This is a genomic window from Halomonas salinarum, from assembly GCF_012062845.1.
In the GTDB taxonomy this organism is placed as follows: domain Bacteria; phylum Pseudomonadota; class Gammaproteobacteria; order Pseudomonadales; family Halomonadaceae; genus Onishia; species Onishia salinarum.
On record NZ_WWNB01000014.1, the window covers coordinates 1 to 23,744 of the forward strand.

Here is a 23,744-nt window from a genome sequence, read left to right on the forward strand (position 1 = left end):
AGGCGGCCAGGTCACGCGCACGCGGCTACCGGAACGAGGCCAACTTCATCGCCATGATCTACCTGATTGGTAGCCCCGTGGGCCGCCTGCTGGATCAGGCCAAATCCACATGAAACGTCGAAGAACCGCGAAAAGCTCCCGCTTGCCCAGCGCCATTGGCACTGCGACGGCTGTGGCGAGCCGATAGATCGGGACATTAACGCGGCAAAGAATATAAAAACCGCCGGGCTGGCGGGGATAGCCTGTGGAGCGACTGGATCGGGGATAGCGGCGTAGCCGCTATCTAGTGAAGGCGTGTTGAAGCAGGAAGGTTCTCGGGGTGACCCAAGAACCCTCGCCCAAAGCGCGAAGCGCGGCGGGCGGGGAGTGTCAGTGCCTGCTCGTCGATCATTGGCCCGATCATTCCGCCGAGTGTCGTGATGGTGGTGTATGCCACCTTGCTGCGTGATATCTCGGTGATCGACCTGTTCGCCGGCGGTATCCTCCCGGGTATTCTGTTGGCCGGAGCCCTGCTGGTGACCAGCATGATTCTTGCCTGGAAGCGCGGTTATCCGAAGCAGGCACCGACGCCCTTCAAGGCGGCGATTTTCGCCTTTCTGGCGGCGCTTCCGGCCATGGTGGTGCCGCTGATCATACTGGGTGGGATTCTCTCGGGGCTGACGACCATCACCGAGGCCTCGGGGTTCGCGGCGGTCTACGCGATACTGATCGGGACATTGGTCTATCGCAGCCTGACACTCGCCAAGATCTGGCATTCGCTGCTGGTCACGGTTCGCTTCTCCGGGGTGGTGTTCTTTCTGCTGGCGACCTCGGCGGTGCTCGGTTGGTTCGTGACACGCTCAGGGGTCGCCCGGGATGCGGCCTCGATCATCACGACCTTCAGTGATGTCGCCTTCGTGCAGCTCATGATGGTGTGCCTTTTGCTGATCATCATCGGTACGGTGATGGATGTGCTACCGGCATTGGTGGTGGTGGCCCCGGTGATCGTGCCGGCGATGATTCAGCTCGGCTTCGATCCGCTGCATTTCGCGATCCTGATGATTGTGGTGCTGAATATCTCCAATGTGACCCCTCCCGTGGGCATGACGCTAATGACAGCGGCGCGCATTGCCCAGGTGCCCTATGAACGGGCGATCATCGCCTCGCTGCCGTTCTATTTTTCCTTCCTGGCCGTCATCCTGTTGCTGGCCGCCTTCCCAGCGCTGTCGACCTGGATTCCCAGCCTCCTTGATTAAGTCTCCTTGATTGAGCCTTCTGGACTAGCCTGATGAAACTCTTCTATTCCCCTGCCCAGAATCGCCACGCCCCGGAGACGTTCCTGCTGCGTGGCCAGCCGGCCCCGTCACCGGAGCGTCCCGAGCGGGCCGAGCGTCTCGCCGAGGCCATCGCCGAGCTGGGCCTTCATCTCGATACGCCCGAAACGCTAGATTCACCGCGTCTGCGCGAGCGCCTGGCGCGCATTCATACGCCGCGCTATCTCGAATTCCTGGAAACCATCCATGGTCGCTGGCAGGCGATGCCGGGGGCGTCTGCTCTGGTGGCGCCCAATGTTCACCCCTGTGGCGGCGGGTATCAGTACCCGAGTCACCCCGTCGGCCAGGCGGGCTGGCATCTGCATGACATGGCTTGTCCGATTGGCGCCGACAGTTTCGCCGGCATCCTGGCCAGCGCGGCTAGTGCCGAGGCCGCCGCAATGCGCGTCTGCGAAGGCGAGATGAGCGCCTATGCACTGTGTCGGCCGCCAGGCCATCATGCCGGGCCGGAACGGGCGGGAGGGTTCTGCTTCCTCAATAATTCGGCACTGGCGGCAACGATTCTGCGCGAACGCTATGATCGGGTGGCCATCGTCGATGTCGATCTTCATCACGGCAATGGTACCCAGGATATTTTCTATGCCCGTGGCGATGTCTGGACCGGGTCGGTGCATGCTGATACTGATGCGTTTTATCCGTTTTACTGGGGCGGTGCCGATGAAACCGGCAGCGGCGAAGGGCAGGGGGCGAACGTCAATCTGCCACTACCACTGGGTAGTGATGGGAATACATTCATGGCTGCGCTTGATGAGTTGCTCGTCCGCCTTGATGACTTCGCTCCCGAGGCCATAGTGGTCGCGCTGGGTCTCGATGCGCACAAGGATGATCCGCTAGCCGGACTTTCGCTTGAGACCGAGGATTTTCGCCGGGTCGGTGCACGCCTGAGAAAGCTTGCAGTGCCGGTAGTGCTGATTCAGGAAGGTGGTTACCCAACTGACGCCCTCGGTGCCAATCTGGCGGCCTTTCTCGCGGGTTTTCGCAAGGGCATTCACGCCGACTGACGCCGCGGCCCTTATTTTTACGCTGACTGATCGAAACTCGATGGCCGAATCCAGCCATCTATTCACCAAAGGACATTGCCATGACCGTCACCTATCAAGACAGCAACGCCCGCATGAGCCAGGTTGCCGTGCACAACCAGACCGTCTATCTGGCCGGACAGGTGCCAAGTGATGCCAGCGCCGATATGAAGGGCCAGACCGAGCAGGTGCTGGCGCGCATCGATAGCCTGCTTGAGCAGGCCGGGACATCCAAGCATCAGTTGATCTCGGCCCAGATCTGGGTGACCAGCATGGACGAGTTCGCGGTGATGAATGAGGCCTGGGACGCCTGGGTGGTGCCTGGCCGCCCGCCGGTGCGTGCGGCGGTAGAGGCCAAGCTGGCCAAGCCCGAGTGGAAGGTCGAAATCATGGTGGTGGCGGCGCTTCCGGGAGCCTGATATGCGAATGATCACCAGCGAGGAGGTAGCACGTGGCCTGCCCTGGGAATCGCTGATCCAGCGTCTGGGCGCGGTCTTTCGCGAGGGTGTCGAGTCACCGCCACGCCATCATCACGCCATGCATCGCCCGGACGGTGAGGCCACCATGCTGCTGATGCCGGCCTGGGAGCCCGCCGGTTATATCGGTGTGAAGATGGTCAATGTCTTCCCGCAAAACGCCGATCAGGGGCTGCCGGCAATTGCTGGCGTCTATTTTCTCAGCGAGGGCCGACATGGCCGGCCACTTGCGTGCATGGAAGGCAGTGAGCTGACGCGTCGTCGCACCGCGGCAGCTTCGGCCTTGGCGGCAGGCGAACTGGCCCGTGAAGACGCCGAGACGTTGTTGATCGTCGGCACCGGCAAGCTGGCGCCGATGCTGATCGAAGCTCACGCTGCCGTGCGCCCGATCAAACGCGTCAGGGTCTGGGGGCGAAAGCGGGAGAAGGCCGAGACCCTTGCCCGTGCCTATGCCGACCGCTTCGATATTGAGGCGGTCGAGGATCTGGAAGCGGCGGTAGGGCAGGCCGACATCGTCAGCTGTGCGACACTTTCGACAAAGGCACTGGTGAAAGGGGCCTGGCTCAAGCCCGGCGCACACCTGGACTTGGTTGGTGCCTTCCGCCACAGCATGCGCGAGAGTGACGGCGAGTGCCTCCGTCGAGGTGAGGTGTTCGTCGATACCTATGCCGGTGCTCAGGGCGAGGCCGGCGATATCCATCAGGCCATTGAGGAAGAGGCTTTCGCCTTCGAGCAGATTCGTGCCGATCTCGCCGAGTTGCTGCGCGGCGAACGTAGTGGGCGATCGAGCGACGAGGCCATCACCGTCTTCAAGTCGGTCGGGGCGTCGCTCGAGGACCTGGCCGCCGCCATCGAGGTGTGGGAGCAACTCGAGGGGGCGGCATGAGCAGCCTGCCATCGGCCTCATCCTTGGAGCAGACCGGCTTCTTCTGGCATGAACGCTGCTTCTGGCATGACCCGGGTGCGATCGGCGTCTTCTCCTCCCCCGGGGCGTTCCTGCAGCCCCAGCCGGCGTCTGAAAGCGCGGAGAGCAAGCGTCGTCTCAAGAACCTTCTGGAGGTGTCGGGACTGATCGACGAGCTTGTGGTCGAGAAGCCCGCACCGGCGAGCCGTGTCGACCTTGAGCGCTTTCATACCGCGGCTTACCTGGATGCCCTGGCGGCGGGAGAGCAGGCCGGCGGCGGTGATGCGGGTGATTGTGCTCCCTTTGGCCCGGGCAGCGAGGCAGCGGCCTATCAGTCCGCGGGTCTCGCGGTGGCGGCCGTCGATGCAGTGGCGTGCGGGCGCTTGCGCAACGCCTATGCGCTGTGCCGGCCGCCCGGCCATCACGCCGAATCGGGGCGTGGTCGCGGATTCTGTCTGCTCGGTAACATCCCCGTGGCGGTGAAGCGGGCGCGCGCCTTGGGGCATATCGGGCGGGTGGCGATCCTCGATTGGGATGTGCATCACGGCAACGGCCAGCAGGATGCCTTCTATGACGATCCCGAGGTGTTCACGGTCTCGGTTCATCAGGCCGGCAATTTTCCGCTGGATAGCGGCTTCGTCGAGGAGCGTGGGCGCGGGGCAGGGCAGGGCGCCAACCTCAATCTGCCGATGCCGCCGGGTGCCGGGATCGGTGCCTATCGCTATGCATTCGAGCAGTTGATCGTGCCGGCCCTTGAGGCACTTGCCCCTCAGATGATCGTGATCGCCTGTGGCTATGATGCCTGCGCCAAGGACCCCTTGGGTAAGATGTTGCTCAACAGCAGTGCCTTCGCCGACATGACCGCGCAGATCAAGGCGCTGTCAGAACGAGTTTGTGAAGGACGGCTGGTGATGATTCACGAGGGGGGCTATAGCGAGGGCTATGTGCCGCTGTGCGGTCATGCGGTGATCGCGACCCTGGCCGATAGCGCGATCAAGGTGCCCGACCCCCAGGACGCGGAGATTGCTGCCTGGGCGTATCAGGACCTGCAGCCGCATCAGCGCGACCTGATCGATGGTTGGGTACGCGACTGGCGCGAGACGTGAAGGCGTAGCGGCATGTTCGGTCGCGGATGCCTTGTCCTCGACCCATTTCGAAGACTGATTCTGAGAGGAAGGCCATGACGCCATTGTATGATCGGGACGGTTTCATCTGGCATAACGGTGAATGGCTGGCGTGGCGCGACGCCACCACCCATCTGCTGACCCACACCCTGCATTACGGCATGGGATGCTTCGAAGGCGTGCGGGCCTATGCCGGTCCGAACGGCACGCATCTCTTTCGGGTGGCCGAGCATACGCGTCGACTGTGCGATAGTGCCCATTCCCTGGATATACCGTTACCTTTCAGTGCCGATCAACTGATTGCTGCGCAACGTGAGTGCCTGGCACGCAATGGCCTGACTAACGCCTACCTGAAACCCACTGTCTATTTTGGCGCCGAGGGCTTGGGGCTGCGGGCCAAGGGCCTGACCACCAACGTGATGGTGGCGGCCTGGGACCTGGGCGACTATGTCTCGGCTACGGCGTCCCGGGAAGGACTGCGCGCTCTGACCTCGTCCTGGGCGCGCCATCACGTCAACATCAGCCTGTGTCGGGCCAAGACCAACGGTCATTATGTCAATTCGATGCTGGCGCTGAACACGGCGATCAAGGCGGGATTCGACGAGACCCTTATGCTCGACCCGGAAGGCTATGTGGCCGAGGCTTCGGCGGCCAATGTCTTTCTGCTGCGCGATGGCGTGTTGCATACCCCGGAGATCACCTCCTGCCTGCAGGGCATTACCCGAGACAGCGTGATCCGGCTGGCTCGCGAGGTGCTGGGGCTTGAAGTACAGGAGCGGCGCATCACCCGCGACGAGCTTTATACCGCCGACGAGGCCTTCCTGACCGGCACCGCCGCCGAGCTGTTGCCCCTGCGCGAGCTTGATGGGCGGCGTATCGGGCCGGGCGGGCGTGAGATCTCTCCGGATTCGCTCACCGCTTCGCTTCAGGCCCTCTATCATCGCGTCACCCGAGGTGACCTGGGAGAAGATCTCGTCGCCTACCGTGGGTGGCTGACGCCGGCCTGAATCAGCAACAAAAACGCCATGGAGCGGTGTCGCTCCATGGCGGTATGCTGACCTCCCTGGACACCCTCCGGGTGTCATGGCGTTCTGCCTTTCCCTATGGCACACCCTGTGCCGTCGCGTCCCTGGCGTCTTGTCGACAGTGTCCCTTGTCTTGGTGGCCTGGGATGTCGACGGCCTGTCGAACTCCCTTGCCACTCACTATAGAGCATGAACACGTTTTGTGACAATTTATTAACCATGTGGTGACATTATGATGACGGCCTTGCCAGCCTGAACCCTGATGATCCACTCCGCATCATGCTCTTTTCTGCTAGAATCGCCGCCTTTCGCGTCCTGATACATATCATTCGATGGAAGATAAGGCATGAATGCGGTAATTCTGGCAGTACTCGTTATGGTGGGCCTGTCCCTGGCCCGGGTATCGGTGGTCTTCGCGCTGGTGGTAGGCGCGCTGGTTGGTGGGTTGGTAGGTGGGTTATCCCTCGATGCCACCTTGGCGGCCTTCAACGATGGAGTAGGTGGTGGCGCCAAGGTGGCGCTTGCCTATGCCACGCTGGGGGCGTTTGCGGTGGCAATTTCCCGCTCGGGGCTACCGGATCTGCTGGCGCAGAAGTTGATTCGCTTGCTGGGGCAGGACGCCACCCAGCGTCGTCAGCAGGCAGTCAAGTACATGCTGCTGGGGTCGGTGCTACTGGTGGCGGTGTCGTCGCAGAACCTGATTCCGGTGCATATCGCCTTTATTCCGATTCTGATTCCACCGCTGCTCAAGGTCATGAACCAGCTGCGTCTGGACCGCCGCGCAGTAGCCTGTGCGCTGACCTTTGGTCTCACTGCCCCCTATATGCTGTTGCCGGTAGGGTTCGGGGCCATATTTCTCAATGACATACTGCTTGCCAATATCAACAGTGCCGGCGAAGCGCTGGGCCTTGAGGTCTCTCGCGGCATGGTGCCATTGGCCATGGGAGTGCCAGTGGCGGGTATGGCGCTGGGTCTGGTAGTGGCTATCGCTTTCAGTTACCGCAAGCCCAGGGACTATGCCGACAGTGAACTGGTCACCAGCCAGCAGCCCCACTATCCGTCCCACGGCAACGACAGTGCACCTGCGGCCAGCACCACTGGACTGGTGATGTCGGTGGTGGCGATTCTCTCGGCCCTGGCGATTCAGCTCTATAGTGGATCGATGGTGCTGGGCGGGCTGGTCGGCTTTGCCCTGCTCTCTGTGGGCGGCATCTTCAAATGGCGCGAGGCCGATGACCTATTCACCAGTGGCATGCGCATGATGGCACTTATCGGTTTCATCATGATCTCTGCCTCGGGTTTTGCCGCCGTGATGGAGGCGACCGGTGATGTCGATAGCCTGGTGCAGAGCTCTTTCGACATGATCGGTGATAATAAAGGGCTGGCGGCGCTGTTGATGCTGGTGGTAGGACTCTTTATTACCCTGGGAATCGGTTCTTCTTTCTCCACGATTCCGATTATCGCGACCATCTTTGTGCCCCTGGCCGTGCAATTCGGCTTTTCCGACCTGGCTACCGTTGCGCTCGTCGGCACCGCTGCCGCGCTGGGGGATGCTGGCTCGCCGGCGTCAGATTCGACCCTCGGACCAACCTCGGGTCTCAATGTCGACCGCCAGCACGACCACATCTGGGACAGCGTGGTACCGACCTTCCTGCACTACAACATTCCGCTGATTGCCTTCGGCTGGCTGGCTGCGATGAGCCTCTAGCTAGTGAACGATGAGTCAGCTGTTAACAAAGAAAAGTAACGGCGGCCCGCAGGCCGCCGTTACTTTTTGGTAAGCCTGAAAGCGTCTAATCGGTGCCCGAGGTACGTTCTTCGGGTTCCAACGCACTCAGCAGGCCACGCAACAGCGACAGTTCGCGGCGGGTAGGCTGGGCGCGAGCGAACAGCGCCTGCAGTTGGGTTTCGGTACGCGCATGGGGTTGAGTCAGGAAGCCACTGGCCTTCATGACGCGGCCGAGATGCTCGTGGAAGTGGTCGAGTTGGTCACGACTAGGCAGCTTTTCGCCAGACGGCCTTGTGGGGTGGTAGCCGCTTTCCGGCCGGCGTCGCCAGGTGCGATTGACTTCGTAGGCCAGTACCTGCACTGCCTGGGCGAGATTGAGAATACCGTAGTCGGGGTTGGCCGGAATGCTGACCTGATGAGTGCAGTGGCCAATTTCGTCATTGGTCAGCCCCGAGCGCTCGCGACCGAAAACGATCGCGACGGGTGCGTCGGCGGCATGCTCGGTGAGCTCCTTGGCCATCTCGTCCGGCTCATCGAAATGAGGTAGCGGCAGGCTACGCAGTCGGGCGCTTGCACCTACCACTTGGACGCAGTCGCCGACAGCCTCCTTGAGACTTCCCACCACTCGGGCCGAATCAACCAGATCCTCGGCTCCAGCGGCGAGACGGGTGGCTTCCGGGTCGGGAAAACAGCGCGGGTTGACCAGCACCAGGTCGGTAAGCCCCATGGTCTTCATGGCGCGGGCCGCCTGTCCGATGTTACCGGGGTGGAAGGTCTGGACGAGGATGATTCGAACGTTGGAAAGCATCGCGGTTCTGGTGTTGGGAAAATGGGATACCCAGTTTACGCGAGCCGGCGCGCTGATGCCTGCCTCGTGCCATTGAATGGAGTGTTGGCCGAGACCGGTCAGAACCAGAGGGGAAAGCGGACAGTCACAAAAAAGCCCCATCGGCATTAGCCAATGGGGCTTGTATTCAAGGGCTCGGGTATCAGGCCTTGCGCGAGACAAGGCCTGATCTGAGCACAGGGGCTGGCTTACATCATGCCGCCCATGCCACCCATACCGCCCATGCCACCCATATCGGAGGCACCGCCGGACTCTTGCTCTTCCGGGTCGTCGGCAATCATGCACTCGGTGGTGATCATGAGACCGGCGATGGAACCCGCAGACTGCAGCGCGCTGCGCGTCACTTTGGCCGGGTCCAGCACGCCCATTTCGAACAGGTCACCGAATTCGCCGGTCTGAGCGTTGTAGCCGAAGTTGCCTTCGCCTTCCTTGACACGGTTCAGAATCACGGACGCTTCCTGACCCGCATTGGTGACGATCTGACGCAGCGGCGCTTCCATGGCACGCAGGGCGATCTTGATGCCGTGCGTCTGGTCTTCGTTGTCACCCTTGAGTTCCTGCATCATGGTCAGAACGCGAACCAGTGCGGTACCGCCACCTGGCACTACGCCTTCTTCGACGGCGGCACGAGTGGAGTGCAGGGCGTCTTCGACGCGCGCTTTCTTCTCTTTCATCTCCACTTCAGTCGCGGCACCGACGCGGATCACGGCGACACCGCCGGCCAGCTTGGCGACACGCTCTTGAAGCTTCTCGCGGTCGTAGTCGGAAGAGGATTCCTCGATCTGAGCACGGATCTGACCCACACGCGCCTCAATGTCGGCCTCTTGTCCGGAACCATCGATGATGGTGGTGCTTTCCTTGGACATGGTGATGCGCTTGGCGCTACCCAGGTGATCCAGGTTGGCTTGCTCAAGGCTCAGACCGACTTCTTCGGAGATCACGGTGGCGTTGGTCAGGATGGCGATGTCCTGCAACATGGCCTTGCGACGGTCACCGAAGCCGGGCGCCTTGGCGGCGGCGACCTTGACGATGCCGCGCATGGTGTTGACCACCAGCGTTGCCAGCGCTTCGCCTTCGATATCTTCGGCGATGATCGCCAGCGGCTTGCCGGCTTTCGCGACGGCCTCGAGGGTCGGCAGAAGCTCGCGAATATTGGAGATCTTCTTGTCGACCAGCAGCAGGTACGGGTCTTCCAGTTCCACTGCCATGGCTTCTTGGTTGGTCACGAAGTACGGCGAGAGATAGCCGCGGTCGAACTGCATGCCTTCGACCACTTCCAGCTCGTCTTCTAGGCCACGACCTTCATCAACGGTGATGACACCTTCCTTGCCAACCTTCTGCATGGCATCGGCGATGATCGCACCGATATTGGCGTCGCCATTGGCCGAGATGGTGCCGACCTGCGCGATGGACTTCGGCTCGGTGCAGGGCACGGACAACTCACGTACCTGCTTGACGGCTTCTGTCACGGCCTGGTCGATGCCGCGCTTCAGGTCCATCGGGTTCATGCCGGCGGTTACGCCTTTCATGCCTTCGGTGACGATGGACTGAGCCAGCACGGTAGCGGTAGTGGTGCCATCACCAGCCACGTCAGAGGTCTTGGAAGCAACTTCCTTGACCATCTGTGCGCCCATGTTTTCGAACCGGTCTTTCAGTTCGATTTCCTTGGCGACGGATACGCCGTCCTTGGTGACGGTCGGTGCGCCGTAGGACTTCTCGAGTACGACATTGCGGCCTTTCGGGCCCAGTGTCGCCTTGACGGCGTTGGCGAGAATGTCAACGCCACGAGACATTTTCTTGCGGGCGTCGTCGGAGAACTTAACCTGTTTCGCTGCCATTGTCGGATCTTCCTACTTGATGTTCGTGAAACTTGAGCAAGTGCTTACGAGAAAGTGTCTGCGCGCAGAAGTTAGCTTTCTACCACGGCGAGAATGTCGCTCTCGCTCATGATGAGGACTTCTTCACCGTCGACCTTTTCTTTCTCGACGCCGAAGCCATCCTTGAAGATAACGGTGTCGCCTACCTTGACGTCCAGTGCGCGGACTTCGCCATTGTCGAGAATCCGGCCATTACCGACGGCAATGATTTCACCACGCGTTGGCTTTTCCTGGGCGCTGCCCGGAAGCACGATACCGCCAGCAGTTTTCTGTTCTTCTTCCACGCGACGGACGATGACGCGATCGTGCAAGGGACGGATGTTCATTGCTCACGTTCTCCTGAAGTTTACGGTGCCAGAGACGTGCTCTGGCGGGTCGATATCACCTTCGAACCTTGGTTCGAAGCGAAGGCTTGCACCTTCTGTGTCGATGGCGGTCGGGCCTTGGCTCGGCCGCCGAAACAGGGTGCTGCTCATACCTCTCAGCACTACGCCATGAGTGGGGGCTGGCGGTGGCCTTTCAAGGGCTCATGGATAAAAAATTATACTCAGGCCATTGATGTGGCTCAGCGTCGGGGCTCATCCCGAGAGATGAACTCCCCCTCCAGAGGTGTCTGTGTGTCTGAGTCACGAGAGGTGTCCTCATCATGCGGTGTTTCCCGACGTGAACCACTGGCTTCCTCCCAGCCATCAGGTGGTACGCCTCGTGAGCTGGCGCTCCATGTCCCGCCCATGACCTTGCCTTTGAGGCCAATGCGGGCCAGCAACTTGCCGAGCAGTCGCCGGGCATTGGGTATCAGACACATCATGCCGAGGCCGTCAGACAAGAAACCGGGTGCCATCAGCAATGCCCCGCCGAAGATAAGGGCGGCACCGGTCATGAGTTCACTGGAGGGAATCTCGCCCTGAGCAAAGCGCTGCTGGGCGCGAGCCAGTGTGGCTGTGCCTTCACGACGTATCAGGTGTAGGCCGATGAAGCCGGTGGCGAGCACCAGCAGCAGGGTGGTCAACAGGCCGACCTCACTGCCAACAGCAAACAGGATGACGAAATCGAGAAGGGCAAAAAGACTGAAAAACAAAAGCAGTGGCATGATGACTCCGTGTTCGGTAACGGATAAATAATGGCGGCGGCATGATCTTTTTCAAGGCATGTTTAGCTAGCACGCCTATGTTCTGGGGTCATTAGCTGGTGAGAGGGCGGTGAGAGCGGATTGAGCGCAGAGGTAAAAAGCATGCTAGATTGGTGATGTTGCGCTGCACAATAGCGATGCATCAACTTGGGTCACGCAAGGGGAGTCGATATGCAGATGAAAGGCGCGGTGATTGCTATTACCGGTGGGGCTCGCGGTTTGGGCTTTGCCATGGCGCGGCATCTTGGCCAGCAGGGCGCGCGCCTGGCGCTTCTGGATCTGGAGCGTGACGCCCTGGACGAGGCCGTCAATGCGTTGCTGAGCCTGGGCATCGAAGCGAGAGCCTATGAGCTCGACGTCGCTCAGGAGGACGCGGTCAGCGAGACCTTTGCGGCCGTCGTGGCCGACATGGGCTCCCTCGATGGGTTGGTCAACAATGCCGGTGTCACGCGGGATGGGCTGCTGATCAAGGTCAAGGATGGCCGGGTCGAGAAGGGGCTGAACCTCAAGCAGTGGCAGCAGGTCATCGACGTCAACCTGACCGGGGTCTTTCTGTGTGGTCAGGAAGCGGCCTATCGGATGGTCGAGGCCGGCGTGAGCGGGGTCATCGTCAATATCTCGAGCATCTCGCGGGCCGGCAACATGGGACAGAGCAACTATTCGGCGGCCAAGGCCGGCGTGGCGTCGCTGACCGTGACCTGGGCCAAGGAACTGGCTCGCTATGGCATACGCGTTGGTGCGGTGGCGCCGGGTTTCATTGAAACCGAGATGACCGCCTCTATCCGTCCGGATGTTCTTAAAAAGATCACCAAGGGCATTCCGCTGGGTAAGCTTGGGCTGCCGGAGGATATTGCCCACAGCGTGGCCTATATATTTGCCAATGACTACTTCAGTGGGCGGGTCATCGAGTGTGACGCAGGCTTGCGTGTCTAGTATCGACGAAGTGATGTGATGTGAAGTCAAAGGCAACAGAAGTAACCTTGCACGTAGGCTGACAGAACGCCGGGCTGACGCCCGACGTTCTGCCTATGATGGCAAGAGATTGATGGGGAGTGCTTTTGAAGCTTTCTGGCGCTGTGTCCTTCGAAAAGGCCTGTTCAAGCGCGTGAATGAAAGCGTTAGAAGGTTAGGTGATCACGCATGCCGTTGACCGTGGCTTCTCCGATGCCGTTTATGCGCATGAGCTCATCGGCACTGCTGTAGTCGCCGTTAGCTTCACGGTCGGCGACGATATCTTCAGCGCGTGCGGAGCCGATGCCGGGAAGTGTTTCCAGTTGCTCGGCGCTTGCCGTATTGATGTTAATGGGGGATTGAGTCGAGGTGTCCTGAGCGAGGACCGGCAGAGTGGCGATGAGCAGGCAGGAAAGGACAATGATCTGGCTGAGACGTTGCATGGGCGATTTCTCCTCTGTCTGTGTTGATCGACACTCCATGTGTCCCGATCAAGCCTAGCCATTCCTCTGGACGGGGGCTGTCAGTGATTGCCGACTCTATAGGTGAGAGACTTCTGATATCTATGCCTCTGGTGCCAAGCGCCTTAAACCATGTCTGCCGTCTACGTGAAAGGCCCTGCAGATAATGTCTGGCTGGTATACTGCGCGCGAATTCTTGCTGCCCGGAGTGCCCCGCCCAATGTCATCCACGTCCCCGCTGATCATTGCCCTCGATTACCCCTCTCTGGATGCCGCCCTGTGCATGGCCGATCAGCTCGATCCGGCTAGGTGCCGCGTCAAGGTCGGCAAGGAGCTTTTCACCCGCAGTGGGCCGGATGTTATAGAAGCCCTGCACGGTCGCGGTTTTGAGGTGTTTCTGGATCTCAAGTTCCATGATATTCCCCATACCGTTGCCGGTGCGGTGCAGGCGGCAGCCGAGCAGGGCGTGTGGATGGTCAACGTCCATGCAAGTGGTGGGCGACGCATGATGGAGGCAGCTCGAGAGCGTCTGGATCGCCAGTCACTGTCGACACATCTGATTGCGGTGACCGTACTCACCAGTATGAGCGAGGGCGACTTGGCCGAGGTTGGTCTCTCGGGGTCACCGGCCGAGCAGGTCTCTCGGTTGGCGAGTCTTGCCAAAGACAGCGGCATGGATGGTGTCGTCTGCTCGGCGCAGGAAGCTCGGGTGCTTCGCGATCTGTGCGGTGAAGGCTTCCTGAAAGTGACACCGGGCATTCGCCCAGCTTCGGCGCTGGCGGACGACCAGCGCCGGGTGCTGACACCCGGCGATGCCATGTCTGCTGGCAGTACTCATCTGGTCGTGGGAAGGCCAGTGACTCAGGCGGCGGATCCCATGGCAGCGCTTGCGTCTATCGAGAGCGAGCTCTCAGACTAGGCTAATCACTTTTCCGGCCCATCACGGGTCGTGTAGTGCCCCACTGGCGGCAGCTGGGGCATTGCCAATGCAACTCGGTTCCTGAGAAGCCGCATTGCCCACAGCGAAAACGGGGGCGTGCGTCGAGCAGGGCGCGAGTATGCTCATTGAGAGGCGCGAGGACGCGTTGCTCCTCAGAGCTCGCATTCTGTTGATAGAGGTGAATCAGGTAATCGAGCCCACGTAAACTGGGCGTGCGCGTCATCTCTTCTTGAAGCAGCTCGGCGGCTTCAAGGTGACCTGCTCGACGTTGCACGGATTCGGCGAGCATGATGACAGTGGCCGTCATGGGCACCTTCTCATTCATCTCCTTGAGTGCCTTTTCTAAGCCTTCCTCGTCGTTCAGTAGTCGGTATGCATCTCGCAGCGGCTCAAGAATAAGAGCAGCACTGCCAGGATCCTGGCCGGGGATGCGTTTTAGCAGTTTGAGTTCGGCCTTGTAGTGGCCCGTGTCGTGTTCCATGCGAGCCAGTAAGAGGGTGGCTCTGATGCAATGATGGTCTACGTTGAGTGCCTGGCGCAGCTTCTTGCGGGCGAGAGACGGGCTGGCAGAGTCGAGATCTCGTTCGGCAAGCTCGCAAAGCCAGTGCGCGGCCGCCCGCTTAATATTGTCGTATTGCCGTATCAATCCGGGTTGAGAGACGTCGAGGGCAGCCTGCCATTCTTTCTCGCGTTCCAGAAGGTCGACCAGCAGAAGCTTGGCCTGCTGGCGTTGGCTATCGTCACTGCTCTCGTGGATCAGGTTTTCGAGGAGTTTCTCGGCTCGGTCGAGCAGCCCAAGATTGAGGAAATCGCGAGCAAGCTCGATCTGCACCAGGCTGCCCTGAGCCGGTGTGAGCGTGGGGCGAGCCAGAAGGTTCTGATGAACCTTGACGGCCCGGTCTGCTTCCCCACGTGAGCGAAAGAGGTTGCCTAGGGCAATATGGGTCTCAATGGTATCGCTATTGACTTCGAGTGCCGCCACGAAGGTTTCGATGGCTCGGTCGGGCTGCTCATTGAGCAGGTAGTTGAGCCCCACGAAGTAATCCCGGGACAGCGTGTGCTGGCCCGGTTGGTCGTCAGTGGCCTGACGCTCACGTCGGCCTAGCCACCAGCCAATGGCAACTGCTGCCAACAGCAAGGCCAGTAGCAGGAGGTCATACATTTAGGCGATTTCCTTGATCTCCTGGATCCGCAGGCGATCGAGTTCCTTGCGTTGCTGCTGGTTGTGGCGCTGGGCGCTGGTCAGCAGGGTGCGAAGTCGCAGATAGACCCCGGTCATGGCGAGCATGCCCAGCAGTACACCGACCGCCAGGGAGCCCAGTAGCCATAGTGACAAGGACGCGGGCGGAAGCTCCGTCCAGATAAGGTTCAGCGGCACGGTCTGCTGATTGTTGACGGCAAACAGGATGCCGACCAGCAACACCAGCAGCAGAATTATTGCCAGGAAAACGCCTTTAAGCCAACGCATGGTAGTGTCCTTTGTGAAGCCAACAAGTGGCGGGTGTGCGAGCCGCTATCTTAATAGCCAAGCGCTCGGCTGGCATTGACCTGTTCGCGAAGCTCCTTGCCGGGCTTGAAATGAGGCACGAACTTGCCCTCGAGCTCGACGGGATCGCCGGTCTTGGGATTGCGACCTGTTCTGGGCTCACGATAGTGCAACGAGAAGCTGCCGAAGCCGCGTATCTCCACGCGGCCGCCATCTGACAAGGCATCGGTGACATCGTCGAGGATGATGCGGACAGCAGCTTCCACATCTTTAACCGACAGCTCGGGCTGTCGCATGGCTATCTGTTCTATCAGCTCGGATTTGGTCATCGACTTACTCCGTACAGTGGTGCCAGCAGGTTGGCAACATCTCGGCAGTGTTGTTTAATTCAGCATACTGTGCAAACCGAGATAAAACAACGAACTAGCATGATGCATCCTTGTTGCAAACGGTCCAAGTCTCGGACCCCATGGCGCCGAGCGGTGCCAGGCGTATACTGTTCCCACATTCCAACAGAGTTTCGAGGCTGACCTTGAACGAACAGCAAACCGTCGACGAGATCGACCGCAAGCGACTCTACTGGCATTCCCGACGTGGTATGTGGGAGCTCGATTTATTGTTGATCCCTTTCCTTGAGCATCGCTTCGATGCGCTGGATGATGCTGACAAGCAAACCTATCGTGATTTGATTGACGAGGAAGATCAGGATCTCTTTGTCTGGCTGATGCGCCGCGAGTGGCCGCTTGAGCCTCAGCGCCGCCGTGTGGTGCAGATGATTGTGGATTATGCCGAAACCACCGGTAACGATCAGTATCGGACCCTCTAATCTGGCCTTTGGGCTCCATTTAGGGGTAGCCCTGGGAGTCCTGCTGGTCAGTATGGTCTATGCGCCGCCGTGGCTTTCTGCCACGGCGGCGCTGTGTCTGGGGCTTGTCGTATGGCGACATGCGTGCCGTCGAAGAGAGCATTGGCGGCTACGTTTTGTCGATCAAGGCGAGGCGGGTGACGAGTGGCAGGTTCAAAGGCCTGATGACACCGAGTGGCGGCCATGCTCGCTTGGCTGTGAGTATCTCGGTCCTTGGCTTGTGGGGCTTCGCCTCGCCAAGGAGCCGCTATGGCTTTGGCCGGACAGCCTGAGCAGAGAGGAGGGGCGCGCCCTGCGCAGGCTGCTGCTGGCGGGCAAATCGAGTAGCCGGTAGCGCTTGATATCAATACTCAAGCGGTATCGGTCTCCCCTTCATCGCGCACTGGCACACGTGCATGGCTTGCGCTTCTTTATATGGTGCTCCTTCTTTCGTGACATTAGCCTTTCCAGTGATCCGGCAAATGCACCTTTGAAGGACGTGCTGATCCTTGAGTGTGGTGCTTGTGATCGCGGTTGAAGTGCAGGCCGCGTGACTCCTCACGCCCTTGAGCCGCCTCGACGGTCATGCCGGCTATCCTGACGGCATGCCATAGGCTTGCCAGCTGTCTGCTCGGTGCATGGGTTTGCCAAAGTTTACCGCTTTCCTCGATGAGTCGGGCGATGTCTATTGCGGCATGCTCAAGCCCGGCATTGTCACGCACGATGCCGACTCGTCGACTCATCACATCACGCAAGGTCTGGAATAACGAGGCGATGTGGTCATGAGACGCCTGTGGACGGGCATCAGGACGCAAGCAGGCGGTATCCGAACACGCGGTTGTCGACGGTTTTCTAAGCACGTCAGCGGCGGCTCGTGCGAAGACCAGGCATTCGAGCAGTGAGTTGCTGGCCATGCGGTTGGCGCCATGCAGGCCTGTGCATGCTACCTCGCCGATAGCGAAAAGCCCTGTGACGTTAGTGCGCCCGGAAAGGTCAGTGGCAACGCCGCCACAGCTGTAGTGGGCAGCGGGCACCACAGGAATCGGCTGTCGGGTGATATCGATTCCTCGCCGCAAGCAGTGGGCATGAATGGTCGGAAAGTGTGCCTGGATCGCGGTCGATGGCAGATGACTGATATCCAGCAGAACATGGCTGGCCCCCGTGGCCTGCATCTGGGCATCGATAGCGCGTGCCACGATGTCCCTTGGGGCCAGTTCGGCGCGCGGGTCGATATCCGGCATGAAGCGGTGACCATCAAGGGTAGTAAGGATGCCACCCTCACCGCGTACCGCTTCACTGATGAGAAAGGGCGTACCCTCAGGGTCGTACAGGCAGGTGGGGTGGAACTGCTGGAATTCCAGATTCATCAACTCTGCGCCGAGTTCAGCGGCCATGGCCATGCCCTCACCGCAGGCCGGCAGTGGGCTCGTGGTATGGCGCCAGAGGCCACTGGCGCCGCCGGTGGCGAGCACTGTCTCCGCGGCTAAGATGTCCTCGATATGCTCCGCTCGATCGAGACAGCGTGCGCCGCAACAGGCGCCTTTTCCATCGTCGAGCAGGCTTATGGCGCCAAGGTCATCGCGCAGCGTAATGGCGGGGTGGCGGCGGGCATGATCAAGAAGTGTATCGATCAGTGCCTGGCCTGTCGCGTCGGCGGCATGGATGATGCGCCTGGCGCCGTGTCCGCCTTCCCGGGTCAAATGATAGGGGTAAGGCGCGTCTTCGGTGACATCCGGCGTAAAGGGCACGCCGAGCGACAGGAGCCATTCGATAGCACTTCGACCATGCTCAACGGTAAAGCGTACCGCGTCTTCGTTACATAAATTGTCGCCGGCGACCAAGGTGTCCTGGATATGGTCATCGACGTTGTCCTGAGGAGAAAGCACGGCAGCGATGCCACCCTGGGCCCAGCGACTTGCACCGTGGTCATCGCTTGCCGGGCGCAGCAGCGTGACCGGACGACTGTCGGCCAGTTCCAATGCCAGCGCCAGGCCCGCTGCGCCGCCGCCTAGAATAAGCACGTCCTGTCGGTGCGAATCACGCCTCATGAGTTGGGATCTCGCTGGTTGTGGTCGTCTGGGAAGGGGGAATGTGTGCTCAGCACATGGTGCTCTGCGCGCTTGCGCAGCCGTTGACTGGGCAAGCGTTGCAGGTCACTGAGGGTGTCGACCAACTCCTGAGTAAGCCGAGCCAACTCGCGATTGAGCCATAAATAGCCGGCTGGGCTGAACAGAGCCCTGCCGCTAGAGGAAGTGGCCTGCCGAGCGCTGGTCGAATAACGTGCAAGGTCGAAGGGTGTCAGCTCGACGTCGATAGGTTGGCCTGTGCGAACCTGGAAGGCTATGGTGCCTAGGTCGCGAGCCAGGCAGTGCTGTTGGTCGCGCAGTCCCTCCATGGCGGCAATATGATCGTGGCCGTCACGTGTGGTCCAGTGAGTCTCGAGCAATAGCTCGATGGTCGAGAGCATTCGTCGTTCGAGTGAGATGATGGTGTCGAGTTCATCTCGTGTAAGGCGCCCCTCGCGGTGAATGGCATCCACCAGCCCACGCTGTTTGATCATCAGACTGCTCGATGCTTTCAGCAATGGCTGGGTGTCGAGATCCGGAGAGCCGGTGGAGCTCGTGTGGGCATGGTATAGCCTGGCGAGCTTGTCCAGGGTCTCGGCTAGAACGAAGCGCTGCACATCGGTCGCTTTCTGGGGCATGAAAAAGGCGGTGACCAGGATGCCGATCAAGGTGCCGACCAGCACATTGAACGAACGCCAAAGCGCGGTACCCAGCTCTTGGGTGCCATCGCCTACTACCAGCAAGAGACTGATGGCGAACATCAGCCCGCTGTAGCCATGACGGCCCTTGAAGGTAACAAAGGTTGCAGCGGCAATGCCGGCCAGTGTCCATATCGGCACTACTAACGGTGGCGGATTGGGAGTCAGTGTAATGATAATGCCCCAGGTGGCGCCTAGCAGGGTGCCGATCAATCGCTGGCGGCCCTTATCGAGTACACCGCCGATGTGGGGCAAGTTACCCATCACCATCACGGTGCTGACCAGTGCCCAGCTGGCGTGGGGAATTGTGAACACCTCAATAAGCGCGAAGGTGATGGCCAATGCCAGCGTGACCCGCATTACATGTAGCAGGTGGCGATTACGGTAGTTGATATAGGGATCGCGTAGGCGCGGAAAAAGCATAGGGGTGTACTTGCTGGTGAGGCCGATTCTAAGGCGAAACTGGGGTGGTGTCGGGGCGCGCGTGACGCTCACTATTCAAAGCAGTATCGATCGCCCATCACCAATGGGGTGTCAGGGTATCATGCGGCCTGATGGCATGGCAGACGCTATTGGTTGGGCGGCATCTGTGCAAGCGGTCAAGTGACGAGCGAGGAGGGCAATTGGTCTGAGGTCGGTGACCAATAATAAAAGCTTGGCCAGTGCTGAAGGCGCTATATAGAGCAAGGGGCGAAAGGAGAATAGGCTCCGAAGGTACTGCGACAGCCTCTTAACTGAAGCCGAGAGGTAAGATCGAAGAGGCAGGTATGCGGGGCGCAGGGGCCAGATCGTCATATCGCGCTATGCGCACATGTTCGATTTATGGCTGGATCAAGCGGCAGGGAGGTTGCCGGGGATTTGCGACCGAAATGCGACCACGCATTGAGGCAACAAGTCATCAGATGATGTAATTAACTGATTTGCTTGGTGCCCGGAGCCGGGCTCGAACCGGCACGGTGTTACCACCGAGAGATTTTAAGTCTCTTGCGTCTACCAATTTCGCCATCCGGGCGGGAGGTTCGAGCGGGACAAATAGGAGTGGAGGCTGGAGTCGGAATCGAACCGGCGTTAACGGAGTTGCAGTCCGCTGCATCACCACTCTGCCATCCAGCCTCACTGAGTCAGTCGACCATCACGATGATGGAGCGGGAAACGAGATTCGAACTCGCGACCCTCGCCTTGGCAAGGCGATGCTCTACCACTGAGCTATTCCCGCCTGACTCGAGGACGAATTATACGTATAAATGCGTAAGTGTCAACTGCTTATGGGCATGCCGTTATCAAATTCTGAGTCACATGGAGTCAGAGAGGTGTGGCCATGCGGCTCGCAGGTATTGCAGCATCGACCAGAGTGTTAGCGCGGCTGCCAGGTACAAGGTGACGATACCCGCTTGTGCGATCAGGCTGCTTTGGGGGAAGCCAAGCAGCAGCAGCAAGGCGACCATTTGCAATGTGGTCTTTATCTTGCCGATGGATGACACCGCCACGGTGCCTCGTTTACCCATTTCAGCCATCCATTCACGCAGTGCGGAAATGACAATTTCCCGCCCGATGATAATCAGCGCGGGTAGGGTGAGCCACGCCGCATCGTAGCGCTCAATCAGCAAGGCAAGGGCGACGGCGACCATTAACTTGTCCGCTACCGGATCCAGGAAAGCGCCGAAGGGGGTGCTCTGGTTCCAGCGCCTGGCCAGGTAGCCGTCAAGCCAGTCGGTGATGGCGACAAGCCCGAACAATGCCGCCGACACCAGCATGCTCCAGCCATAGGGCAGGTAGAAGATGACCACCAACAGCGGGATGAAAGCGATTCTGGCCAGTGTGAGAATGTTGGGGATGTTCATCGGAGCGCCGCTTGTCCTTGCCTGATGTCTGAGGGCGACCATTCTATATGGCCGCCGGACGATCATCCATGCAGCGCTTGATGAATCGTCTTCGCCATGTTGTCGCTGATGCCTGGTACCCGGGCGAGTTCTTCGCGGCTAGCCTGGCGAACTCCCTGCAGTCCACCAAAGAAGCGCAAGAGTTCCCGGCGGCGCTTGGGGCCAACGCCAGGAATGTCCTGGAGTGTCGAGGTTCGCCTGATCTTGTCCCGTCGTGCCCGGTGGCCTGCGATGGCGAAGCGGTGGGATTCATCACGGATATGCTGGATAAGATGCAAGGCGGGCGAATTGCCTTCAAGGCTCAAGCTCTGGTCAATCGTCTCGACGAAGAGTGTCTCGAGACCGGGCTTGCGGGTGGTGCCCTTTGCCACACCGATCAGTCCCACGCCTGTTACGCCGAGTTCGTTGAAGACCTCACGGGCCATGTTGAGCTGCCCTTTGCCGCCGTCGACAAACAGCAGGTCCGGTCGTTTTCCTTCGCCTTCGGCGAGGCGCTTGAAGCGCCGGGTGAGTGCCTGCTGCATGGCGGCGTAGTCGTCACCCGCGGCAACGCCTTCGATATTGAAGCGCCGGTAATCGGATTTCACCGGGCCGTCATGATCGAACACCACACAGGAAGCCACGGTGGCCTCGCCATGGCTGTGGCTGATGTCAAAGCACTCTAGGCGCTTGGGGACTTCGTCCAGACATAGCGCATCGCGTAATGCTTCAAAGCGTTTGGCCAGTTGGGTTTGGTTAGCCAGCTGGCTGGCCAGGTGCTGCTCGGCGTTGGTCTGAGCCAGCTGCTGCCACTGAGCGCGATGACCACGCACGCGGTGAGTCAGTCGGACTTGACGTCCGGCCTGCTCGGACAGTACGCCCTGTAGCAGCTCGGCGTCTGCCAACGGATGTGAGGTGATAATCTCGGCGACGGGTTCATGAACCTGCCCCAGGTAGTATTGGCTGATGAACTCGGTAAGCAGCGCTTCAGGCCCCAGGTCGAGACCGTTGTCTGGTGTATGGTGGCGTGCGCCCAGCATGCGGCCTTCGCGAACAGTCAGCACCGAAACGCACTGTGCGCCTGGACGCTGGGCTAGCGCGAAGACGTCGGCGTCTCCGCCATCAGTGTCGACATACTGCTGGTGTTGCAAGCGTCGCAGTTGCTGGATCTGATCGCGAAGCCGGGCCGCTTCCTCAAATTCAAGAGACTGGCTGGCAGCTTCCATTTTCAGGTTCAGCTGCTCGGTGACTTCTTCGCTCTTGCCCTGCAGGCACATCACCGCATGCTCGAGGTCACGCCGGTAGTCGTCCTCGCTGATATACCCTACGCAGGGAGCGCTACAGCGCTGGATCTGATACTGAAGGCAAGGGCGTGAGCGGTTGGCGAAAACGTTGTCCTCGCAGTTGCGGATGCGGAAAATCTTCTGCATCAGCGATAGCGTCTCGCGCACCGCGCCACTGCTCGGGTAGGGGCCCAGGTAGCGTCCATCATCACGTCGACTGCGGGCGCGTTTGTATTCTAGCGCCGGATAGGGGTGACGGTCGCTGACGAACACGAAAGGGTAAGATTTATCGTCGCGCAGCAAGATGTTGTAAGGCGGACGCAGTTCCTTGATCAGCGTCTGCTCGAGTAGCAGTGCCTCGGTCTCACTGTGGGTGACAGTCACCTGGATATCGGCGATACGGGCCACGAGCGCCTGAGTCTTGGTATTCAGGGCGCCACGGAAATAACTGGCCAGGCGAGCGTTCAGCCTTTTGGCCTTGCCGATGTACAGCGTGTCGCCCTTGTCATCGAACATGCGGTAGACGCCGGGCGATTGGCTGATGTTTTTCAGAAAGTGCTTGGCGTCGAAAGTCATGGGATATTGTGCTTCACGAGTGAAGCATCAGCATACCAGAACCCGTAGAGGAGGCGGTTCAGGCGTCGTTCTGGTAGCCGTCGACTAGCCCGTGACGTAACCCTAGGTGAGTCAGTTCGACGTCCGAGTTCACACCAAGTTTCTCAAAAATGCGATAGCGGTAGGTGTTGACGGTCTTCGGGCTCAGGAAGAGGCTATCCGAAATGTCGCTGACTTTCTGGCAGTTGACGATCATCACCGCGACTTGGAGTTCGCGTTGTGACAGGTCGTCGAAAGGATTGACCGGGGCGTCGAGCTTGGAAAGCACCAGGCGTTGGGCGATGGCGGGGCTGACGTAGCGCTTGCCGGCGAATACCGTGCGGATGGCCTGGATCATCTCTGGTGTTTCGGCGCCCTTGCCGATGAAGCCGCAGGCACCCACGTCCAGCAGGCGCTGGGCGAAGGTTTCCTCGAGGAAGGCCGTCAGCACGAGGACGCGACAGTCCTCCATGGACTTGGCAATCTTACGTGTCGCCTCAAGACCACCTATACCCGGCATGCGGATATCCATCAGCACGACATCGGGATGTAGCTGACGCGCCTTGGCAACCGCATCTTCACCATCGGCGGCCTCAGCCACTACCGTGATGCCATCTTCTGCATCGAGCAGGTGGGCAATGCTGGTTCTAACCAAATGATGGTCATCGGCGATGAGAACCTTGATCAAAATGCCTCCCAAGTATCCTTGTGCGTAAGGTGGTCACAATCGATGGAAAATGCGCAGTGCCAGAATAAGGTCATTAGATTACATTAATTTACTCAAGTCGGCGATGAGCGTGACCACCCTGTGCGATCAGCGGCTTTAGGTTGGCCGCCTTTACGATGTGGTCGTTGCTAATACTGGAACGAAAAGCAGTTGACGGAACCTAACCCCTTGTATAATATACGTCACGTCTTCAGGGGAATCCGCTGAAGATCTTGCTGATGATGCAGGCTCGCAGATAAGCACTTCTTGAGAGTGGCGAGCATCATGGTACAGCAAATTGGGGCCTTAGCTCAGCTGGGAGAGCGCAACACTGGCAGTGTTGAGGTCAGCGGTTCGATCCCGCTAGGCTCCACCATCAGAATTGTTAAAAACGCCGAGAACGCTGTTCTCGG

Annotated in this window: 24 protein-coding genes, 4 tRNA genes and 1 pseudogene; 13 read left to right on the forward strand and 16 right to left on the reverse strand. The window is 59.8% G+C overall.

Going from position 1 to position 23,744, the window contains the following annotated elements; translation table 11 throughout:
- Positions 1-66: 66 nt before the first annotated feature.
- The 8 genes and pseudogenes from HF027_RS15500 to HF027_RS10800 all read left to right on the forward strand — a co-directional run bounded on the left by HF027_RS15500 (position 67) and on the right by HF027_RS10800 (position 7,569).
- Positions 67-276: a transposase gene (locus HF027_RS15500; protein WP_245184678.1), complete on the forward strand. Its 210-nt coding sequence runs from the start codon at positions 67-69 to the stop codon at positions 274-276.
- Between the two features lie 86 nt (positions 277-362).
- A pseudogene (locus HF027_RS10770) lies at positions 363-1,235 on the forward strand (TRAP transporter large permease); the annotation flags it as partial.
- Positions 1,236-1,267: 32 nt separating this feature from the next.
- Complete coding sequence (locus tag HF027_RS10775) at positions 1,268-2,314, forward strand: histone deacetylase family protein (protein WP_168015557.1); 1,047 nt, start codon at positions 1,268-1,270, stop codon at positions 2,312-2,314.
- Between the two features lie 80 nt (positions 2,315-2,394).
- Positions 2,395-2,751, forward strand: a complete 357-nt coding sequence (locus HF027_RS10780; protein WP_168015558.1) for a RidA family protein — start codon at positions 2,395-2,397, stop codon at positions 2,749-2,751.
- A gap of 1 nt (position 2,752) precedes the next feature.
- Entirely contained in the window at positions 2,753-3,694 is a 942-nt protein-coding gene (lhpI, locus tag HF027_RS10785) for a bifunctional Delta(1)-pyrroline-2-carboxylate/Delta(1)-piperideine-2-carboxylate reductase (RefSeq protein WP_168015559.1), read from the forward strand.
- Positions 3,695-3,717: 23 nt separating this feature from the next.
- Entirely contained in the window at positions 3,718-4,818 is a 1,101-nt protein-coding gene (locus HF027_RS10790) for a class II histone deacetylase (RefSeq protein ID WP_168015682.1), read from the forward strand.
- 74 nt (positions 4,819-4,892) lie between these two features.
- Positions 4,893-5,843, forward strand: coding sequence for a branched-chain amino acid transaminase (locus tag HF027_RS10795; RefSeq protein ID WP_168015560.1), 951 nt, complete (start codon positions 4,893-4,895; stop codon positions 5,841-5,843).
- Positions 5,844-6,207: 364 nt separating this feature from the next.
- Positions 6,208-7,569, forward strand: coding sequence for a Na+/H+ antiporter family protein (locus HF027_RS10800; protein WP_168015561.1), 1,362 nt, complete (start codon positions 6,208-6,210; stop codon positions 7,567-7,569).
- An 85-nt stretch (positions 7,570-7,654) separates the two neighbouring features.
- Here HF027_RS10800 and HF027_RS10805 read toward each other — a convergent pair whose 3' ends face one another.
- From HF027_RS10805 to HF027_RS10820, 4 genes are all read right to left on the reverse strand, one after another.
- On the reverse strand, positions 7,655-8,398 hold the full coding sequence (locus HF027_RS10805) for an RNA methyltransferase (RefSeq protein ID WP_168015562.1): 744 nt from the start codon (positions 8,396-8,398) through the stop codon (positions 7,655-7,657).
- 227 nt (positions 8,399-8,625) lie between these two features.
- A complete protein-coding gene (groL, locus tag HF027_RS10810) occupies positions 8,626-10,275 on the reverse strand; it encodes a chaperonin GroEL (protein WP_168015564.1) in 1,650 nt (549 codons plus the stop codon).
- 71 nt (positions 10,276-10,346) lie between these two features.
- On the reverse strand, positions 10,347-10,640 hold the full coding sequence (locus HF027_RS10815) for a co-chaperone GroES (RefSeq protein ID WP_168015566.1): 294 nt from the start codon (positions 10,638-10,640) through the stop codon (positions 10,347-10,349).
- 239 nt (positions 10,641-10,879) lie between these two features.
- Positions 10,880-11,404 (reverse strand): FxsA family protein, encoded by a 525-nt coding sequence (locus HF027_RS10820; RefSeq protein WP_168015568.1) that lies wholly within the window; start codon positions 11,402-11,404, stop codon positions 10,880-10,882.
- 210 nt (positions 11,405-11,614) lie between these two features.
- Between HF027_RS10820 and HF027_RS10825 the strand changes: the two genes are divergently transcribed.
- The gene (locus tag HF027_RS10825; protein WP_168015570.1) at positions 11,615-12,376 is read left to right on the forward strand and encodes an SDR family oxidoreductase; all 762 of its coding nucleotides are present in this window, start codon (positions 11,615-11,617) and stop codon (positions 12,374-12,376) included.
- Between the two features lie 185 nt (positions 12,377-12,561).
- Here HF027_RS10825 and HF027_RS10830 read toward each other — a convergent pair whose 3' ends face one another.
- A complete protein-coding gene (locus HF027_RS10830) occupies positions 12,562-12,837 on the reverse strand; it encodes a ComEA family DNA-binding protein (RefSeq protein ID WP_168015572.1) in 276 nt (91 codons plus the stop codon).
- A 238-nt stretch (positions 12,838-13,075) separates the two neighbouring features.
- Between HF027_RS10830 and pyrF the strand changes: the two genes are divergently transcribed.
- Positions 13,076-13,774: an orotidine-5'-phosphate decarboxylase gene (gene pyrF, locus HF027_RS10835; RefSeq protein WP_168015574.1), complete on the forward strand. Its 699-nt coding sequence runs from the start codon at positions 13,076-13,078 to the stop codon at positions 13,772-13,774.
- 1 nt (position 13,775) lies between these two features.
- Here pyrF and lapB read toward each other — a convergent pair whose 3' ends face one another.
- The 3 genes from lapB to HF027_RS10850 are packed head-to-tail and all read right to left on the reverse strand — an operon-like array spanning position 13,776 to position 15,658.
- Complete coding sequence (gene lapB / locus HF027_RS10840) at positions 13,776-14,957, reverse strand: lipopolysaccharide assembly protein LapB (protein WP_168015576.1); 1,182 nt, start codon at positions 14,955-14,957, stop codon at positions 13,776-13,778.
- Entirely contained in the window at positions 14,958-15,263 is a 306-nt protein-coding gene (locus HF027_RS10845) for a lipopolysaccharide assembly protein LapA domain-containing protein (protein WP_168015578.1), read from the reverse strand. It lies immediately after the preceding gene.
- 50 nt (positions 15,264-15,313) lie between these two features.
- On the reverse strand, positions 15,314-15,658 hold the full coding sequence (locus HF027_RS10850) for an integration host factor subunit beta (protein WP_280730181.1): 345 nt from the start codon (positions 15,656-15,658) through the stop codon (positions 15,314-15,316).
- Positions 15,659-15,813: 155 nt separating this feature from the next.
- Between HF027_RS10850 and HF027_RS15620 the strand changes: the two genes are divergently transcribed.
- Both HF027_RS15620 and HF027_RS15810 read left to right on the forward strand, forming a co-directional pair.
- Positions 15,814-16,107, forward strand: a complete 294-nt coding sequence (locus tag HF027_RS15620) for an FAD assembly factor SdhE (RefSeq protein WP_280730180.1) — start codon at positions 15,814-15,816, stop codon at positions 16,105-16,107.
- Positions 16,067-16,480: a protein YgfX gene (locus HF027_RS15810; RefSeq protein WP_342448737.1), complete on the forward strand. Its 414-nt coding sequence runs from the start codon at positions 16,067-16,069 to the stop codon at positions 16,478-16,480. The genes HF027_RS15620 and HF027_RS15810 overlap by 41 nt, the downstream gene beginning before the upstream one ends.
- Before the next feature lie 103 nt (positions 16,481-16,583).
- Here HF027_RS15810 and nadB read toward each other — a convergent pair whose 3' ends face one another.
- From nadB to HF027_RS10895, 8 genes are all read right to left on the reverse strand, one after another.
- The gene (gene nadB, locus HF027_RS10860) at positions 16,584-18,173 is read right to left on the reverse strand and encodes an L-aspartate oxidase (RefSeq protein ID WP_168015583.1); all 1,590 of its coding nucleotides are present in this window, start codon (positions 18,171-18,173) and stop codon (positions 16,584-16,586) included.
- A complete protein-coding gene (locus HF027_RS10865) occupies positions 18,170-19,312 on the reverse strand; it encodes an FUSC family protein (RefSeq protein ID WP_168015585.1) in 1,143 nt (380 codons plus the stop codon). The genes nadB and HF027_RS10865 overlap by 4 nt, the downstream gene beginning before the upstream one ends.
- 502 nt (positions 19,313-19,814) lie before the next feature.
- Positions 19,815-19,901, reverse strand: a tRNA-Leu gene (locus HF027_RS10870).
- 27 nt (positions 19,902-19,928) lie between these two features.
- A tRNA-Cys gene (locus HF027_RS10875) sits at positions 19,929-20,002 on the reverse strand.
- Positions 20,003-20,030: 28 nt separating this feature from the next.
- Positions 20,031-20,105, reverse strand: a tRNA-Gly gene (locus HF027_RS10880).
- 76 nt (positions 20,106-20,181) lie between these two features.
- Positions 20,182-20,730, reverse strand: a complete 549-nt coding sequence (gene pgsA, locus HF027_RS10885; RefSeq protein ID WP_168015587.1) for a CDP-diacylglycerol--glycerol-3-phosphate 3-phosphatidyltransferase — start codon at positions 20,728-20,730, stop codon at positions 20,182-20,184.
- Positions 20,731-20,792: 62 nt separating this feature from the next.
- The gene (gene uvrC / locus HF027_RS10890; RefSeq protein WP_168015589.1) at positions 20,793-22,607 is read right to left on the reverse strand and encodes an excinuclease ABC subunit UvrC; all 1,815 of its coding nucleotides are present in this window, start codon (positions 22,605-22,607) and stop codon (positions 20,793-20,795) included.
- Between the two features lie 58 nt (positions 22,608-22,665).
- Positions 22,666-23,313 (reverse strand): response regulator, encoded by a 648-nt coding sequence (locus HF027_RS10895; RefSeq protein WP_168015591.1) that lies wholly within the window; start codon positions 23,311-23,313, stop codon positions 22,666-22,668.
- Positions 23,314-23,631: 318 nt separating this feature from the next.
- Here HF027_RS10895 and HF027_RS10900 point away from each other — a divergent pair.
- Positions 23,632-23,707, forward strand: a tRNA-Ala gene (locus HF027_RS10900).
- Positions 23,708-23,744: the final 37 nt, after the last annotated feature.